This window comes from Catenovulum adriaticum (genome assembly GCF_026725475.1).
GTDB lineage: Bacteria > Pseudomonadota > Gammaproteobacteria > Enterobacterales > Alteromonadaceae > Catenovulum > Catenovulum adriaticum.
The window spans coordinates 2,766,781-2,785,052 of sequence record NZ_CP109965.1; the positions used below are offsets into that span (position 1 = coordinate 2,766,781).

14 protein-coding genes are annotated in these 18,272 nt (G+C 38.5%); 1 reads left to right on the forward strand and 13 read right to left on the reverse strand.

Features of this window, described 5'->3' with window-relative positions:
- Positions 1–44: 44 nt before the first annotated feature.
- The 6 genes from OLW01_RS12180 to OLW01_RS12205 form a co-directional block, all read right to left on the reverse strand.
- Positions 45–527 carry a group I truncated hemoglobin gene (locus OLW01_RS12180; protein ID WP_268074186.1) on the reverse strand — a complete coding sequence of 161 codons (483 nt, stop codon included), beginning with the start codon at positions 525–527 and terminating at the stop codon, positions 45–47.
- Positions 481–1,350 (reverse strand): DUF3034 family protein, encoded by an 870-nt coding sequence (locus OLW01_RS12185; protein WP_268074187.1) that lies wholly within the window; start codon positions 1,348–1,350, stop codon positions 481–483. Before OLW01_RS12185 ends, OLW01_RS12180 begins: the two co-directional genes overlap by 47 nt.
- A complete protein-coding gene (locus tag OLW01_RS12190; RefSeq protein WP_268074188.1) occupies positions 1,350–3,689 on the reverse strand; it encodes an EAL domain-containing protein in 2,340 nt (779 codons plus the stop codon). The genes OLW01_RS12185 and OLW01_RS12190 overlap by 1 nt, the downstream gene beginning before the upstream one ends.
- Entirely contained in the window at positions 3,690–4,331 is a 642-nt protein-coding gene (locus tag OLW01_RS12195; protein ID WP_268074189.1) for a methylamine utilization protein, read from the reverse strand. It lies immediately after the preceding gene.
- Between the two features lie 271 nt (positions 4,332–4,602).
- Positions 4,603–7,410: a bifunctional aconitate hydratase 2/2-methylisocitrate dehydratase gene (locus tag OLW01_RS12200; protein ID WP_268074190.1), complete on the reverse strand. Its 2,808-nt coding sequence runs from the start codon at positions 7,408–7,410 to the stop codon at positions 4,603–4,605.
- A 189-nt stretch (positions 7,411–7,599) separates the two neighbouring features.
- On the reverse strand, positions 7,600–8,007 hold the full coding sequence (locus OLW01_RS12205) for an HIT domain-containing protein (protein WP_268074191.1): 408 nt from the start codon (positions 8,005–8,007) through the stop codon (positions 7,600–7,602).
- A gap of 159 nt (positions 8,008–8,166) precedes the next feature.
- Between OLW01_RS12205 and OLW01_RS12210 the strand changes: the two genes are divergently transcribed.
- On the forward strand, positions 8,167–8,415 hold the full coding sequence (locus OLW01_RS12210) for a hypothetical protein (RefSeq protein WP_268074192.1): 249 nt from the start codon (positions 8,167–8,169) through the stop codon (positions 8,413–8,415).
- Between the two features lie 12 nt (positions 8,416–8,427).
- On the opposite strand, the gene OLW01_RS12215 is transcribed toward OLW01_RS12210, so the two are convergent.
- From OLW01_RS12215 to rppH, 7 genes are all read right to left on the reverse strand, one after another.
- A complete protein-coding gene (locus OLW01_RS12215; protein ID WP_268074193.1) occupies positions 8,428–10,467 on the reverse strand; it encodes a tetratricopeptide repeat protein in 2,040 nt (679 codons plus the stop codon).
- Positions 10,467–12,842: a DUF3857 domain-containing protein gene (locus tag OLW01_RS12220; protein ID WP_268074194.1), complete on the reverse strand. Its 2,376-nt coding sequence runs from the start codon at positions 12,840–12,842 to the stop codon at positions 10,467–10,469. The genes OLW01_RS12215 and OLW01_RS12220 overlap by 1 nt, the downstream gene beginning before the upstream one ends.
- Positions 12,843–12,879: 37 nt before the next feature.
- Positions 12,880–13,713, reverse strand: a complete 834-nt coding sequence (locus tag OLW01_RS12225) for a thymidylate synthase (protein WP_268074195.1) — start codon at positions 13,711–13,713, stop codon at positions 12,880–12,882.
- Positions 13,710–14,525, reverse strand: a complete 816-nt coding sequence (gene lgt / locus OLW01_RS12230; protein WP_268074196.1) for a prolipoprotein diacylglyceryl transferase — start codon at positions 14,523–14,525, stop codon at positions 13,710–13,712. Before lgt ends, OLW01_RS12225 begins: the two co-directional genes overlap by 4 nt.
- 45 nt (positions 14,526–14,570) lie before the next feature.
- The gene (locus OLW01_RS12235) at positions 14,571–15,374 is read right to left on the reverse strand and encodes a sulfite exporter TauE/SafE family protein (protein WP_268074197.1); all 804 of its coding nucleotides are present in this window, start codon (positions 15,372–15,374) and stop codon (positions 14,571–14,573) included.
- 88 nt (positions 15,375–15,462) lie between these two features.
- Positions 15,463–17,733 (reverse strand): phosphoenolpyruvate--protein phosphotransferase, encoded by a 2,271-nt coding sequence (gene ptsP, locus OLW01_RS12240; protein WP_268074198.1) that lies wholly within the window; start codon positions 17,731–17,733, stop codon positions 15,463–15,465.
- A complete protein-coding gene (rppH, locus tag OLW01_RS12245) occupies positions 17,727–18,251 on the reverse strand; it encodes an RNA pyrophosphohydrolase (RefSeq protein ID WP_268074199.1) in 525 nt (174 codons plus the stop codon). The genes ptsP and rppH overlap by 7 nt, the downstream gene beginning before the upstream one ends.
- Between the last annotated feature and the right edge of the window lie 21 nt (positions 18,252–18,272).

The following is an 18,272-nucleotide window of genomic DNA, read 5'->3' on the forward strand; positions in this document are numbered from 1 at the left end:
CCTAACGTTAGCAGACGAGCTAACAATTGAATACTTAAAAAGGACTAGCGATAAATCATTTCACCTCGCATTGGGGCAAATATTGCTAGTACTTTATTTTGTAGTGGATGAGGAACATCCGCTTTTGTCATCGCATCAATTAATAAATCAACGGTTAAATTAAAATCAGCTTCACTAATGTGCATGCCGGTATGTACTTTATCCATAGGATCGCCAGTATATTCGCATGGACCACCAGTATGAACACAAATATGTTCAATTAATTTATCATGAAACCTTTGGATGTCTGAATCTTTAAAATATTCAAAAATAGTTTCATTAAATTCAATTTCATAAATAAAGTTTTGTACAATTTCAGTTATTTTCTCTTTACCACCCAATTGCTGATAAATCGTTTGGTCTGGCTGGCTTGCACATGAAGTCAGCAATAAAATTAAAGTCAAAGTTAAATATTTTATCATCTTCATCATAAAATTACGCTCACCATAAGTAGCCAGTTGTTGATAAATAAATACCTTGTTGATCATCTGCAACAGCGATATTGCCAAGGCTAGCCCAAGCCAATGTAAAATTAAAATGTTTGTTTGGCGTGTAGCTAATAAATATATCTTTCCAATCGTCTTCTTTAAATGCTGCTAAATTGTTTGGTTTTTGGCGATACTCAATTCCTACAGCTATTTTACGCGACAGTAATATCCCCAACGAGCCTTCAAGCATCACTTTATGGCTATCTTCTCCAGCACCACCAAATCCAAGTAAACCCATTTGGTTTGCTTTAGTGGCACGTGCAGTAAGGTTCCAAACTAGGTTATAGCCAGCGGCTGCCCCTAAATGCACTTTAGTTGCTGAAAGATAATAATCAGTACCTTGTTTATTATCTGATGCACCAATGGCGCCTGCTATCGCACCATCAGATAAATTTTTGTGCTGAAGACCAACGCTAATTTGTGGCCAGTTTGAATAAACCACATCACCGTATAATTTAGCTTTTACACCATAAACAGTCTGATTAATTTCATTGCCGAGCCCTAAACCAATAACCGAACTTGGCAAATCAAACGTTTGCCGAGCCACGCTAAATTCAAGTCGATCGTAAATACCAACACTAAGACCTAATGCGTGAAGTTTATAATCATCAACAGAGACTTGGGTATTAAAAGCCGACACCGACGTTTCTCCTTTAGCATCATAACCACTAATAGTAGCCCAAGGAACAATACCGCCACCGCCACTCCCTTCAACTTGAGTTAATCCCGCTGTTGCCAGTAGTTTGCCTGTGCCAGCGTAAACTGGCTGTGCGGTGAACAATAATGGTGTCAGTAGCCACAAGTACTGATTAGCTTTATTCATCATGTTTCCTTATTTATTAAGGTTTGGCTTGGTAATGACTGCTCATTAAACCACTCAATTAACGCAGCAGGGGCGACAGGCCGACTAATGTAATAACCTTGAATCCAATCACAGCCCAGCAGAGTTAACAAGTCCAACGATGCTTGATCTTCCACGCCTTCTGCTACGGTTTCTAACCCAAACCTTTGTGCAAGAGCAATCACCGTTTTAACTATATTTTGATCATTTACTTCAGTTGCTAAGTTCAAAACAAAGCTTTTATCTATTTTAAGCTCGGTAACTGGCATATCTTTTAGGTAAGATAACGATGAATATCCAGTACCAAAGTCATCAATCGCTAAACCGAACCCGACATTACGAATGGCATTTAAATGCGCTATCGCTTTTGTAGGATCTTGCATCAAATCACTTTCGGTTAACTCAAATGATAACTTAGCGCGACTCACATTAGATTCTTGCAAGTAATGAATCACTTTAGCCAATAAAGTATCATCTGACACATCATGCACAGATAAATTAATGGCTACTTGTAGATCAATACCTTGTTGTTGCCAGTCTGCAATGTCACGAATAACACGTCGAATAATCCAATCTGTTAGTTTTCCAATGATGCCCGCTTGCTCTGCAATAGGAATAAATAACTCGGGAGAAACAAACCCCAGCTTTTCACTATTCCAACGAATCAAGGCTTCTGCTTTTTCAGCTTTGCCTGATTTAATGTTGAGTTTAGGTTGATAAAACATGCAAAGCTCACTTTGCTCCGTGGACAATACTTTTTTTAATTCACTTAAAACCGCTAATTTTTTTAAATACAGCGCTTCTAATTCATTATGATACGCTTGATACAAAAGCGCTTGGTGTTGAGCTTTTTCAATTGCAATGTTTAAACGCCGAAATAACTTTTCTTCAGTATCAGCATCATCAGGGCAAGAAACTAACGCCATCGCCAATTTTAAGTTAATAGAAATATCAGCAATACAAATAGGGGTTTCTAACGATTGCCGGGTATTTAATATCTCTTCTTCTGTAATCGTCGTTTCAGGGATCCATAATAACTCTCCCCCGTTTAATCTTGCAGCATAACCGCCTAATCCCATAATTCGCTGAGCCAAGGTTTGCAAACAAGCATCGCCGTTTTGATAGCCAAATGTATCGTTAACACTTCTAAAGTCTAAAATATTAAACAAGACAACTTGAAAATACTCATCGGCTTCAATTTTTTGATTAACGATCCGAGCAATCTGATAACGATTAAACAAATTCGTTAAAATGTCATGATCCGCTTGATACTTAATTTCTGCTTCGCGCTCTTTAATATTTTGCTGCATCACACTAAAAGCCAACGATAAATTATTAATTTCTTGGGAATTAGCTTTTGCTTTAACCTTACTATAATAATCACCTTGTGAAATTTTCTGGGCGATTTTAGCTAAGGCTGTTAGCGGGGAGGTTAAATTTCGAGCAAATATCATCCCTAAGAATAGCGCTAAAGTTAACGATAAAAGTGCAATAACAAAAATTTTAAACTGTAAAAAATTAAACTCTGAAAACAATGGATTTAAATCTTCAGAAATAGTGACCCAAATTTTATTATCTGCACTTTCAGATAATAAAAAACGCTTTGAGGTGTACATATTTTTGTAAGTAAATGGCAAGCGCAGCACATCAAACTCTTGCCCGACTCGCTTTAAAGCATGAACTTGCTCAGATGCACTGAGCGAACTCAACAATAAAGGGGCTTGGTCTGCGATTTGCGCTTGAATCGTAATTTCCAGCTTAGTAATTTCTTTTAACTCTTGTACAAAGGATTGCTCTAACTCAAAACCAACAACAGAAACTGCAATAGGGTTAGGTGCATCCACAGTTAATAAAATGACCTGATAGAGTTTATCTGCTATTTGCACTATGCCAGTTGCACCGCCTTGGGTTATCGCATTTTGTAATAACTGAGCAAGCCTTTGGGTAACTTGATGGTTCAATTGCTCAAAATCTGAAGAAATCACCTCACCGGACAATGAAATTAACGCCATTACATCTGCTGATATTCGCTGTCCATGATTATCCAATACGCTTTGAATAGTGGCTTTATCTTGTGTAGCTACAGCTTGTTTAAAACCAAAATCTGAGGTTAATACATCGGCTGAGCTATAAAGCTGCAACTCCCGACTAGCCAATACTTGTTTAAGCACACTTTCAGCAATTTGCAAACCTTTAGTGACTTGAGTTCGCGCATGGTTAGTTGTTGCAATCCAGACTGCCAATAATATTGATACTGAGCTTAAAAATAATAAGCCCCCTACCAATTTAAAAATGCTGTAATGCAAAGTTTTTAAAGCCAATTAATTAAACCTATTTCTAAATGATTTTACTTTTTTTTCAGCTGATTTTGGCTTAGCAATTAAATTGATTTGTAGCAGCCAGTCGCCCTCTGTATTTTTCTTTTCTAAAACAAACAACTTTCGCTTACTAGACGAATTTGACAATTTGGCATGCCAAACCTGTACATTCTTAGGTAACAAATCCTGATTAAATGTGACCAAGCCTTTATTATTTGAAATTTGCGCTAATTCATTATCGGCCACATAAATATAGCCAATCATGTTGTCGTGTATATTACAGCCTAGTACCACTAAACCCGATTTATCAAACCGGACAGGATCAGTTGAACTACCGCTATATAATTTAATTTCAAATGGTTTAGCTGATGAAAAGCTATAAACGTGGTGGCGTATATTATCGCTGTTTGGAAAATGAACTGACTGACCTTGCTGGATCAGCAACACCTGGGGTAAAAACTGCTTATTAACCTGATCCATCACTAAAGTTTGCTCCGAAACTGAAACCTCAGTCCCCGGCAATGAAATGACGGCTTCGCTCACCGGGTTTCCATTTTGATCAATCACTTTAATTTCGCTTTGTGCCATCAAACTGGCAGGCAATAGCAAACAGGCTGCGATTAAACTGGCATATAATTTCATCATCCTCTCACTTCAAAAGCCGTTAAGCTCTCATTTTGTATTTGTTTTAACTATAGCAGTATAAAAAATACCTGTTAATCCCTGATGATAAATAACCTGAACTCAAGCCGTTCAGGATTACAAACAAAAATTAGGATTAAAAGCTAATACATTTCAATTAAGCAGGTTTATGACTTAACTGGTGGTGGATTTGTCAGCTTCGCTGGGCAAACAAAAAATCCCCGTTAATCCAGGATTAACGGGGATTTTATTTTAACTAAATAAGTGTGGATATTTAGTCTACGCGCTGTACAGGAATAGCAGCATCAAAGTGAGTCGTCATTGCATGCTCTGGCGGTGTAAACTTAGTTAAGTCAATACCCGTTACTGCTGCTTTATATTCATCAGTCGTTGGGAATCGACCTAATACACTAGAAAGTACAACTAAAGGTGTAGAACCTAATAAAGATTCACCTTTTTTCTCGGCAGAGTCAGCTACAACACGGCCTTGGAATAAACGTGTTGAAGTTGCGATAACTGTGTCACCTGGTTCCGCTTTTTCCTGGTTACCCATACATAAATTACAACCAGGACGTTCTAAGTATAAAATGTTTTCGTACTTAGTACGTGCAGCATCTTTCGGGTGAGCATCGTCAAATACAAAACCAGAATATTTCTCTAATACTGCCCAGTAACCTTCCGCTTTTAGCTCGTCAACAATGTTGTAGGTGGGTGGCGCAACCACTAATGGCGCTTTAAATTCAATAGTGCCATTTTGTTTTTCCAGATTACGTAACATTTGCGCGATAATTTGCATGTCGCCTTTGTGCACCATACAAGAACCAACAAAACCGAGATCAACCGGCTTATCTTTATAATAAGAAACCGGACGAATAACGTCGTGAGTATAACGCTTAGAAACATCTTCATTGTTTACATCAGGGTCTGCAATCATAGGCTCATCAATTACATCTAAATCAACAACCACTTCAGCATAGTATTTAGCAGAATCATCCGGTGTTAATGCAGGCGCTTTACCCGATTTAATCCCTTCAATGCGCTCATCAGCCAGTTTAATTAAACCTGCTAACATACCCGCTTCGTTATCCATACCCTTTTCAATCATGATTTGGATACGGCTCTTAGCAAGCTCAATAGACTGAATCAAGGTTTCATCGTTAGAAATACAGATAGAAGCTTTTGCTTTCATTTCTGCGGTCCAGTCAGTGAATGTGAAAGCTTGGTCAGCTAACAAAGTACCGATATGAACTTCAATAATACGACCTTGGAACACATTCTCGCCGCCAAATTGCTTAAGCATTTGTGCTTGAGTAGCATGAACAACGTCACGGAAATCCATATGGTCTGCCATTTGGCCTTTAAAGGTCACTTTAACAGACTCAGGAATTGGCATTGCTGCTTCACCCGTTGCAAGTGCAACAGCAACTGTACCCGAGTCTGCACCAAATGCGACACCTTTAGACATACGCGTATGTGAGTCACCACCAATGATAATTGCACGCTCATCTACAGTAATATCGTTTAATACTTTGTGGATGACGTCAGTCATTGAATGGTAAACACCTTTCGGGTCACGTGCTGTGATTAAACCGAACTTATTCATGAATGCCATTAATTTAGGAATATTTGCTTGCGCTTTTGCATCCCAAACTGATGCTGTGTGACAACCAGACTGGTATGCACCATCAACACCTGGAGAAATAGTTGAAGCAGCCATAGCTTCCAACTCTTGGCATGTCATTGGGCCCGTGGTGTCTTGCGAGCCAACAATATTGACTTTAACGCGAACATTAGAACCTGCATGCAAAGGTGCATCAGATGCAACACCTACAGCGTTACGATTAAAGATTTTCTCAACCGCGGTTAAACCTTGACCTTGGTGTGAAATTTCTTTCGACTGGGCGTACACATCAGGGGCTTCAATCCCTAAAGTTTCAGCTGCAAATGTTTGTAGTTGCTTACCAAATGTAACTGCGTAAGAACCACCTGCTTTCATAAATTCGACTTTTTGTGGCGTGAAAGCAGAAGACACGTCAACTAACTCTTTATCACCTTTGTATAACTTCTTAGTTTTCGTATCTATGGTTAAAACAGTACCTGTTGCAACAGAATAAGCTTCTTCTAATACTGGATCGCCATTTTCATCCGTTACCACGTTGCCAGACTCATCGGTTTTCTTAACCCAGTTTTTAAGGTCAAGACCAATACCACCCGTTACATCAACTGTGGTAAGGAAGATAGGTGCGATACCATTAGTACCGGCAACAACAGGGGCAATATTAATAAACGGCACATATGGAGAAGCTTGTTTGCCCGCCCATAACGCAACATTATTAACACCTGACATACGCGAAGAACCCACACCCATAGTCCCTTTTTCAGCAATTAACATTACTTTTGCGTTAGGGTGTTTCTTTTGTAACGCAACAATTTCTTGCTGCGCTTCAGGGGTGATCATACATTGACCGTGTAACTCGCGGTCTGCACGTGAATGCGCTTGGTTACCTGGCGATAACAAGTCAGTTGAAATATCACCTTCACCCGCGATAAAAGTCACCACTTCAATTTTTTCGTCAATATCAGGCAGTTTTGTAAAGAATTCGGCTTGTGCGTAGCTTTCTAAAATGTCTTTGGCAATGGCATTACCCGCTTTCAATGCTGCTTCTAAGCGGGCTGTATCAGCTTCGTATAAGAATACTTGTGTTTTTAATACCTCAGCAGCCGTTTTTGCAACAGATTCGTCATCACTTAAAGCAAGATCAAGCAATACTTCAATTGAAGGACCGCCTTTCATGTGCGAAAGCAATTCAAACGCAAACTCAGGATTAATTTCGGCAACTGACTCTTGGCCTAAGATGATTTCTTTTAGGAATTGAGCCTTAACACCTGCAGCAGGCGTTGTGCCTGGCAAAATATTGTAAATAAAGAACTTTAAAGAGTCTTCACGATATTCATTGTCAGTATCTTTAATTTGAGCAATGATTTCATACAGCAACTCCGCGCTGTCAATCGGTTTCGGATTTAAACCGAGTTCCGTTTTACGGCTCTCGATCTCAGCCATATATTCTTGATATAGGCTCATTTAACACCTCCGGGCAATCCCACTAAATATTATAAAATTCATTTTTGTCATGTTTAAGAAAGGCAAAGCGCCCATTCTACTCATACAATATGTCCGCAAGTATAAGTGATAGATGTCAAATTAACAGAGCGTACGCCCTATACTAAACAAATAATCAACATAACTTGTGATTATGTTTTCTGCCTATAATTAAATATGAATCGCATGCTTAAGCAATTGAATTCGCTGTTGCAACTCACCTTTATGGTATTTTTCTGCAGGTAAATTACCCCACACGGGTGCCGGCCATGCCGCATCATTTTTAAACCGACCAATAATATGCACATGCAATTGAGGCACAATATTACCAATTGCTGCGGTATTAATTTTATCCGGATTAAACATTTTTTGCTGAATTTCAGTAACTAAATTTATCTCTTGTAATAATATCTGTTGCTCAGTGACCGTTAGGTCGGTTATTTCTACCGCTCCGTCCTTTCTGGGCACTAAAATAAGCCAAGGTAAATTGCGATTATCCATTAATAATAATTTAGACAACTCTAAATCTGTCACATCCCAGCAATCTGCACTTAACCGAGCATCTAACATAAAGCTCATGTAACCCCCGTTATAGATATTTCACAAATCAGTTATAGCTTAGAAGATTTCCAATTAAGTTGCGAGAAGATAAAAACCACCAAACGATAACAATTATCATTTGCAATTAGTGATAATTAACGCTAATCTAGTTTTACCCCTCAACTAATTGGAAGCCTTATGCAACTGAATTATTTGCCATTATATTGGCCGTTTAAACTTAAAAAAGGCTATTTGGTCATCGCCAAAGATGCACTAAGTCACACCCATTTAGCTATCGTTGATACTGTATTAAATGATAACTTTTCGCAAAGCTACTATTTATTAATTAATCCAGAAACTCACGTTGAATTAGGTTGGTTTAGACGCACTCAAATAACACGGCGAGCAATTAGTTTATCAAACAAGTTATCTTGGGCAAGCTTATAGTTAAACTACCACTTAATTGTGTTTTATTTGTGGCTGTATTTGCTCAATCTCTTGCTGCACTAATTCATCAGGAACGGCTAATGTTTGAATAAACTGAGCAAGCTTATTTGCCACTTTACTACCTGGCTCTAACTGCTCTTTAGCGATACTAAACCAAGCCGCTGATTTAACTAACTCTTCATTTTGTTTTTGATAAAATAAAGCCAGCTGAATTTGACCTTCGTAATCGCCCGATAATGCGCTTTGTTTTAAATAATGCCAAGCTTTTTCATTACTTTGTGCAACACCCTGCCCTTGCAAATATAAATTAGCTAAATTTAATAAAGCGGCCGTGCCGCCCTGCTTAATGGACGCTAAATAATATTCAACAGCTAACTGTTCGTCTTTATTTACAGCTATACCATCTTGGTAAATTAAGCCTAGTTGATATAAAGCATAGGCATTACCTTGTTCGGCTGATTGCTGATAATAATCAATTGCTTTTACTATGTTCCGTTCAATTTTTTCACTATCAGAATATAAATAAGCTAAAAGGTTTAAAGCTTTTTCATTTTTTTGAGCTGCTGATGACTCTAATAATGATAACGCTTTAGGTAAATCATACGGCACTAATTTAGCCAAAAAATACTCAACCCCCAATTCAAATTGAGCATTTGCATCTGCTTGCTTTATCTGCTCTTGCATTGTTGATAAATAATTAGCATAGTGTCCCATTTCTGCGGTTTGTAACATAGCATGCGCCCATAAATAACTTGGCTGGCGATAATTTTTATAACCAACAACCTGATTAAAGTGTTTATAGGCTTGTTTATAGTTTGATTCACTAAAAGCTTTAAACCCAATAAAATAATGAGCATTGGCTAAGCTACAAGTATCGCTTGCTGATTCAAGTAATTTTGCATTCGCTTGCAGATCACTTGAACTGGCTTGATAAAATTCGCTAAGCGTATTGGAAGATTCAATAAAGGGACGGCTCAAAAATTCATTTTTAGGACGTTGCTTTTGCACATGATCAACCAGTAACGCCGTATAAATATCTAATTGTTCATGTGATTCTTGATTTAAAAACTGGCCTAAATAATGCCCTGTTAATTCCACATCTTGTTGAGCGATTGACAATAATAATTGATATTTTCTTGCCTGTTCAGGGGCAAATTCTTTTGACATAGGAATTAAGGCTTGCGCTGCTGTTTCGTAATCACCTAACAATAAACTGGTTTCAAACGTTAATAAGCTATTTGTATAACTGGCTGATCTTTTAAAAGCTTTTAAAGCATTTAATTGAGCTTGCTTAATATCGCCTAATCTCAATAATTGAAATGCGCTATATTCTAAATAATCAGACGCTTGCTGTGACAATTGAAGCGCTTTATTAAAATAAACCAATGAAGTTTGTAATAAGTCAGTTTGCTCATAAACACAGCTCGTACTTTCTGCTTTTATATTAATACCCAATGCCATGGCTTTAACACTTTCAATTTCATCGGGTTGCATTTTGTAAGCTTGAGTTGCCGCGGCAATACTTAAATCAACTTGATCTTGCTGCTGGTACAGTTCAGATAAAATAATCCAATTTTGGGTATTATAAGGATTTTGTTTGATTGCTCGCTGAATAATGGTTTTCAGCTCTGAAAATCTTTGCTGTAGCTGATTAGCTTGCTTAGCCTGATTATATTTTATCGCGTAAGTAACATAAGCTGGAGAGACAGTTTCAGGATATAAACTTAAATTCATCTCATTAAAATAACTCAGAAGCTCATCTTCATTTATTTTATCTAATGCCATCGATAAGCTGGCTGAGGCTCGATAGTGGTAATACTGAGCATTAATTTGTTCAGGCTGTAATTGTAATGCGCTCTCAAAGTCTCGTTTTGCCTGAGCAAGCAATACCAAATTAGAGCGCTGCTTTAACCATTGCTGGTAACCATGATCCGCCAAACTAAAATAATCGACATTCGGTTGAATCGGCCATTTATGCTCACTACGAGTTGCACACCCAGCTAACATAATGAGCAAACTTAACGTTAAGCAAATGAGTCGAATCAAATACATTAGTTTTTCGGCTCCCATTTAAAATCAAACTTTTCAGCTTGATTAAATGCTGCTTTAGCTGCTTTAAGCTCGCCGTTAAACCCTAAAGCCGTTGCTAATATATACCAAGCTTTAGCGTGTCTATCATTTTCGTTTAACACTTGCTGCGCTAATGCAATTGCCTGTTCAAACTGACTTTGACTAATAGCGTATTCAGCTTTAGCTAATAAACGTTCATCACTTTGCTGCGTCAATTGCGCTAATGCATTTTTCAATTCTTTTTGCGCTTGTTCCTCTGGGTTTAACCGAAACGAAATAAGCCATGCATCTAACTGAGATAACCCCTGAATTTCACGTAAATAAGCCTGATAGTCTAAATTCGCTAATTTAAGCGCTGGCTGCTGATATTTAAAATGAACAAGATAGTCATTTTGAACATATTCGCCTTGTTGGGTAAATTTAAAATAAGGGCTTTTTTGACTAATTGAGCTTTGATACAAACTTGCAATACGCTCTGGGTAAGCCATAAATTTAGCTTGTAATTGTGCTTGGTAGCTCAATTTATTTTGATAGCCAGAGGTAGCTTGTTGCGGTAGCGGCAAAGCATTAAAGTTAGATAAAAAATTAAACATTTGAGCACTATTTACCCCAGCGGTATAAATACTTTTAGGCTGATTAAATAAATAGGTCGCTTTTATTGTGAGTGGCTCAATGTCAGACGCTAAATGTTCTACTTTATAATCTAATTCAATATCAGCTTCAGCATTAAATAAAGCTAATAGCTTTTGTTCGATTTGGCTGTTTTTATTAATTTGCATATTATCTTGATTTGCCAGTGTTCGAAAATACTGCTCAAACCAACCTTGCACATTAAGCTCCAGTTGGATTTTCCGCTGAGCTGTCGAACCTGGGTAATAATCAAGCATCATTTTCGCAACGTTAGCAGGCAGAGCGTTCACTTGAATAGATTTAAATTGAATGCCTAGCGCCTCTTTTGAAAAAACAGCGGCGCTATGCCCCACTAAATTAGCCGCCATGCCTGGATAAATTAACTCAGAACTAGGATCAAGCCAGCGTTCAGTTAATCCTGATTGCTCGGGGATATAAACAATTGCTTGATCAAAATTAACTAAATGCTCAGTTATATCTGCTGTTTGCTGTAAAGGTATGGCTTGTAAATCTAACCAAGCAAATTCAGCTTGGATTTCAAGTTCAGTTAAAATTTCAACAATGAGCTGAGTAATATCTTTGTCATTTCCATGGCGAGCTAAAATGACTTGCTCCGCTGACACTGGCAAAAATGAATGACTAGATAAGACACTTGGCTGAAATACAATTTGCTGACGAACATAAGCATACACTGCTTTAAGTTTTTCATTTTTATTGTGAGCTGATTGATACAATGGGCTTTGCTTTAACTTTTCAATAAAACTTTGTAATGAGTCAGCGTTAGGTTTAACTAATTGCCATTGATTATAAAATGTTTGCACGTTTGAATAACGACAAAAAGCACATATCTTAACCGGGCTAAACAATTGGGCTGTGTTAGGCACAAAATTATGCAAAGTAAGTTGAGCTAAATTTTCTAGTTGCCACTGTGTGCTTTTTTGGTTTTTGTGAATATTAACCGATGGCGTTATATTTTTATGTTCACCCAACGCCTGCACTTTTACTTTTACTGATTTGGGTGAAATTAATTCAAACCGATATTGTTGAACCAAATCAGCTCGTATTGCCATTAATGGCGATGTAAGCAAGTTATTGGGTTGCCTAGGCTCCGCTTTAATTTGCAACCAATATGGTGAAACCGTTTGACTCACCATCCCCAAACTATGTTGTGCTTGGCTTTTAATTCTATATTGAAACTCAATTATATCATCCACTTTTAAGCTGCGAGCAAATAAGCTCAAAGCTTTATCTGTTTCAATTTGGTTTAAGCTTAATTCGTTCCTTTGTGCTGGTAATGGTTTATCACCTTTTAATATTTGCTCGCTAATATCAACGCTTACTGCTGCAGATTGTTGAGTTTCAGGCTGATAAATATGAGCAAAATCAAGCGAGATTAACTGGGTATCTGAGTTATAAGGTAAAAAAACCGTTTGATAATCTTGAACTGCTGCTTCATCCAAAACTCGAATAGAATAATAATGAATTTGCTCAGTTTTCCCATCAGCAAACAGCTGGGTTTTATGAACTGAATACAAAACTTCGGCGTGCTCTGATTGAGTCATTCGCAACGCCTGCTCAGCCAAAGGTGGTGCTAAACGTTGAGGCATTTGTGTATCAGCTGCCTCAACTTGCAATGGCCAAAAGATCAACACTGGGTTTTGAACAAACAACAAAAGCCAAAAGCAAACTAAGTTAACTTTGGCTTTTACAAATATTTTTAATGGCAAAGATACAACTCCATGTTATCCGGTCTTAATCGCTAATTTATACAGAAATTGGCGCTTTAATTCCCGGATGCGGATCGTATCCTTGTAGTTCAAAATCTTCGTATTTAAAATCAAAAATAGATTTAACATTTGGATTAATTTTCATTGTGGGTAATGCACGAGGCGAGCGGCTCAACTGCAATTTAGTTTGCTCTATATGGTTTGAATATAAATGAGCATCCCCTAATGTGTGAACAAAATCACCTACTTCTAAATCGCAAACTTGCGCTATCATCATGGTAAATAAAGCGTAACTCGCGATATTAAATGGCACACCTAAAAAGATATCCGCGCTGCGCTGATATAACTGACAGCTCAATTTACCGTCTGCAACATAAAATTGGAATAAAGTGTGACAAGGCGGCAAAGCTTGCTTGCCCTGTTCGGCGTTTTCTTTTGGTGAAAACTGAGTATCAGGCAAAACTGTTGGGTTCCATGCACTAATAATTAAACGACGTGAATCAGGCGTTTTTTTGATTTGCTCAATCAAGTCAGCTAACTGATCAATGGTTTCACCATTGGCCGCTGGCCAGTTTCGCCACTGAGCACCATATATAGGCCCTAGCTCGCCTTCATCTGTTGCCCAATCGTCCCAAATTTTAACGCCATTTTCTGTTAAGTATTTAATGTTCGTATTACCCGCTATAAACCATAAAAGCTCGTGGATAATTGAACGTAAGTGGCACTTTTTAGTGGTGACTAACGGAAAACCCTCAGCTAAATTAAAACGCATTTGGTAACCAAAGACACTTATTGTGCCTGTACCCGTTCTATCAGTTTTGGTTGTGCCATTATCAAGCACATGCTGCATTAGCGTTAAATATTGTTTCATGCTTGTTTAACCTGCTTTTTATCTGAATTTAATTTGTAGCTATAAAATAAAATACCTAGCCCAACGATTACCATAGGAAGCGACAATAATTGCCCCATTGTAATAAAGCCGCCCATAAAGTCTTGTAAATGAGCATCAGGCTCTCGGAAGTACTCAATAATAAATCTAAAGCTACCGTAACCTAAAGAAAACAAACCGGCCACTGCGCCAATAGGTCTGTCTGCTCGTCTAAACCAGTTTAGTAAAATAAAGAGCACGACCCCTTCTAAAAAGAACTCGTATAGTTGCGAGGGATGTCTGGGAACACCACCTGCATTAGGAAAAATAATGGCCCAAGGTACGTCTGTTTGTCGGCCCCAAAGCTCAGCATTAATAAAATTACCAATTCGTCCTGCCCCCAAACCAATCGGGATCAAAGGCGCAATAAAATCAGCAACCTGCAAAAAGCGTGTGCCTGTTTTATGAGCAAACCAAAACATAGCCGCCACGACCCCTAAAAAACCGCCGTGGAATGACATCCCGCCTTCCCAAATTCTGAATAAATATAAAGGATTGTCGATAAATGATGGGAATTGATAAAACAATACGTAACCAATACGACCGCCTAAAACAACCCCAAGGAAGCCATAAAATAACAAATCGCTGACTTGCTCTTTGCTCCATACACAGCGACTCTCCGCGGTACGGCGGTTTGCTAAATACATGGCGGCAGCAAAACCAATTAGATACATTAATCCGTACCAACGTAATGCAATTGGACCTAAACTTACAATGATAGGGTCAATTGCAGGAAACTCCCAAAATTCTGTCACCTTCGTTATACTCCACTAAAACCTAAAAAATAATACGATTAAAAATCACAAGCCAATAAACATTTGGGTTGCAGACGCTAACAGTGCTATCCCCAAACAAATACGAATAACCTTGTCAGAAAAATAACTTGCCATTTTAGCACCTAAAGGCGCAAATAACACAGAGGTTGCAATTATCCCTAAAAAGGCGGGTAAATAAATATAACCAATTGTATATTTGGGCAATTCCGTTTCATTAGCACCGGTAATTAAATAACTTAAACTGCCAAATACAGCAATTAGAAGCCCACAAGTAGCAGAAGTTCCCACAGCTCGCCTTGCCTCTAACCCCAACCAAATTAATGCCGGACTTAACAAGGTACCGCCGCCAATCCCAATCAGGCTTGAAATAACCCCAGTAATAAAGCCGATCAGCGACAGCCAACCTCGGCATTGTGCATAGTCAGAAACAGGCTGAAGATAACGGTTTTTAAAGACAGAATAGAGCCCTAAAACCGCACAAAAACTGCCAAAAATTATAGCTAAAAAGTCATTACTAAATTGCGAGCCAAGCGTAGCCCCCAACATAGCGCCAAACATTAGCCCTGGAAACAAACTAAATACCGCAGGCCAAACAATATTGTGCCGCTTTTGGTGACTGTAAGTAGAAGATATCGCGGTAAATACAATAGTGGCGAGTGACGTTCCTATTGCAATAACCATCACTTTTTCTTGTACTATACCAGCATAAGGCAAAGCAACTGATAATAAAGGCACAACAACTAAACCACCACCTATGCCTAAAAACCCTGCTAAAATCCCTGCAACAATACCCGTAAGCAGAAAAATACCAATTAAAATAATATCCATAATGTTTGTATTTTGATGATGTTATAAGTCAGGTTAGAAAGTAAATTAGCGCGTTAAAATGACAATGATAATAAAAGCAACAGCAATTTTATTTACCAGCACGAATAAAACCGCTTAACCCAAGTTCATCTAGCATTTTTATTGCTGAGTTTCGAACTTGCTGCGGTGAAGACATATCACTAATTTGAGCCAACAAAGACTCTGCTTGAGTGATACTTAAGTGCTTTAAAATCCATTTTGCTTTAAGCAAGTTTTGAGCATTCATACTAAAGTGACGATATCCCATCGCAAGCAACAGTAATAAACCAATTGGCTCGCCTGCCATTTCACCGCAAATACTAACGGGTATCGAATGTTTGTGACAACGGTGAATAATATAGTGTAAAGCTTCAAGAACCCCAGGATGATAATAATCATAAAGGTTAGCAACCCTAGGGTTGTTACGATCAACGGCCAATAAATACTGAGTTAAATCATTACTACCCACAGAGAAAAAGTCTACCATTTTAGATAATAATCCAATCTGATAAATGGTTGCGGGAACTTCTAGCATGACCCCTATTTTTGGTCGCTCAATTTGCATTTCCATTTCTTCACAAAGCTCATAATGAGCTTGCTCAATTAAACGCAAAGACTCTTCAACTTCGGCTACAGAGGTAATCATAGGCAGCAGAATTTGTAAATTCCCCCGTCCAATATTAGCTCTGAGCATCGCTCTTACCTGAACCAGTAAGATCTCTGGATGATCTAAAGTCATCCGAATACCACGCCACCCCAAAAATGGATTATCTTCAGTAATTGGAAAATAAGGCAAAGGTTTATCGCCGCCCACATCTAACGTACGCATGCTAATAGGTTTATTTGGGTAAGCGTCAAGCGCACGTTCGTACAATAAAAACTGCTCTTGCTCTGATGGAAAACAACTTCGAACCATAAATGGAATTTCAGTTCGATATAAGCCTATACCATCAGCTTTAATCCCTCTAACCACTTCAAAATCAGCCGCTAACCCCGTATTAATACTTAAAGATAAAGGCACACCATCTGCGGTGCAAGCATCTTCAGACGCTATGGTTTGAACCATAGAATCAAGTGCTTGCTCTTGCACTTGTAAACTTCGATATTCTCGGGTAACTACAGCGTCAGGGTTGAAAAACACATGCCCGCTGTAACCATCAATAATGGTTTTACGACCATCTAAATTATTGAGAGGGAGTTCTTCTACCCCCATTACCGCGGGTATACCTAATGCTCTAGCCAAAATGGCTGCATGAGAATTATTTGAGCCTTTAATTGAGCAAATACCAACTAATTTTTCTCTGGGTAACTCAGCTAACATAGAAGCGGTGACTTCTTCGGCAACTAAAATAAGTTCATCAGGCAGTGCACGCCGAGCCAGCTCTTTTGCTACTATGTTACCAAGTACTCGCTGGCCAATATCTCGAATATCAGTTACTCGCTCACGAATGTAACTATCTTCCATTTGCTCAAATTCACTACAAATAGATTCAATTACAATTTTAAGCGCAGTGGCGGCGTTCCACCCACTATGAATTTGCTCTTGGACTTTTTCACCCAAAGAATCGTCATTAAGCATGTGGTGGTATACATCAAATATTGCTGAAGTATCGCTTGGCAATATTTGCGTCATTTTACCCGATAATACTTTTAGCTCTTGTTGGGTTTTTTTGACTGCTTGTTTAAAGCGAATAATTTCACGCGCAATATTATGTGTGCGCTTTGGCACAATCGAGGTAAAACTCACCTGTGGCTGAATAATAAAAGCAGAACCTATCGCCACACCATTAGCACCACCAACCCCTTTAAGAGATTTAGACCGTGTTTTTAACGCCGGGTTTTCAGCTCTATCTATTGCTTCTCGTGCTTCTGCCTGGGCAATTGCCGCCCCTAATTGAGCAGCTAATGTCACTAAAAAAGCAACTTCACTTTCGTCGAATAAACCTGCTTTAAACTGCTGCACACTAATAACACCCAATACTTTACGTTGGTGTATAATTGGTGCCCCTAAAAAGGCATTATAGGCATCTTCGTGAACTTGGGGGGTAACTAAAAACCGGGGATGAGAACGTGCATTGGCAATATTAACTGGCTCTTCTTTTTCGCCAACTAAACCAACCAAACCTTCATCAAACCGAATAGCGACAGAACCTATCGCATTTAAGGCAAGGCCATCACTTGCCATTAGCAAATGATGGCGATTTTCATCATCAGATAAATAAATAGAGCAACACTCAGTTTGCATTGATTCTTTAACCATTTGAGCCACTTTTGCAAGCGCTTTTTCCAGCACTGGCTGGCGGTTAACTTCATCAACAATGCGTTTGAGTATTGTCAACATTTTCGGTAATGTCTCCGCTTTTTATTGTCTTTGTTGTAACGTTTATGTGGCATAGCAATTGATGCAAATTCTTTCATTACCTTTCTGTATACGTCTCGTTTAAAAGATACAACTTGACGCACTGGATACCAGTAACTAACCCAACGCCATTCGTCAAATTCAGGATGATTTGAACTTAACAAATTAACTTTACTCTCCGCACAGCGCAACCTCAACAAAAACCATTTTTGTTTTTGCCCGATGCAAACTGGATTTGAGTCTTTTCGGATTAATCTTTTCGGTAACCGATATTTATGCCAGTTTCGAGTGTAGTACATCACCTCGACATCTTTTTCACGCAAGCCTACTTCTTCGTACAATTCACGGTACATTGTTTGTTCCGCGCTTTCCCCTTCGTCCATACCACCTTGAGGAAATTGCCACGAATGTTGTCCATAACGCCTTGCCCAAAAAACCTGACCATATCGATTGCAAATCACTATGCCGATATTGGCACGATAACCATCGGCATCTATCACGACTTAACTCACATTCTAAAT

Bases quoted from the DNA above. Each gene is read 5' to 3' on its own strand.
- OLW01_RS12180 (WP_268074186.1), bottom strand. From the start codon at position 527: ATGATCAACAAGGTATTTATTTATCAACAACTGGCTACTTATGGTGAG.
- OLW01_RS12185 (WP_268074187.1), bottom strand. From the start codon at position 1,350: ATGAATAAAGCTAATCAGTACTTGTGGCTACTGACACCATTATTGTTC.
- OLW01_RS12195 (WP_268074189.1), bottom strand. From the start codon at position 4,331: ATGATGAAATTATATGCCAGTTTAATCGCAGCCTGTTTGCTATTGCCT.
- OLW01_RS12200 (WP_268074190.1), bottom strand. From the start codon at position 7,410: ATGAGCCTATATCAAGAATATATGGCTGAGATCGAGAGCCGTAAAACG.
- OLW01_RS12205 (WP_268074191.1), bottom strand. From the start codon at position 8,007: ATGAGCTTTATGTTAGATGCTCGGTTAAGTGCAGATTGCTGGGATGTG.
- OLW01_RS12210 (WP_268074192.1), top strand. From the start codon at position 8,167: ATGCAACTGAATTATTTGCCATTATATTGGCCGTTTAAACTTAAAAAA.
- OLW01_RS12215 (WP_268074193.1), bottom strand. From the start codon at position 10,467: ATGTATTTGATTCGACTCATTTGCTTAACGTTAAGTTTGCTCATTATG.
- OLW01_RS12225 (WP_268074195.1), bottom strand. From the start codon at position 13,713: ATGAAACAATATTTAACGCTAATGCAGCATGTGCTTGATAATGGCACA.
- OLW01_RS12235 (WP_268074197.1), bottom strand. From the start codon at position 15,374: ATGGATATTATTTTAATTGGTATTTTTCTGCTTACGGGTATTGTTGCA.
- ptsP (WP_268074198.1), bottom strand. From the start codon at position 17,733: ATGTTGACAATACTCAAACGCATTGTTGATGAAGTTAACCGCCAGCCA.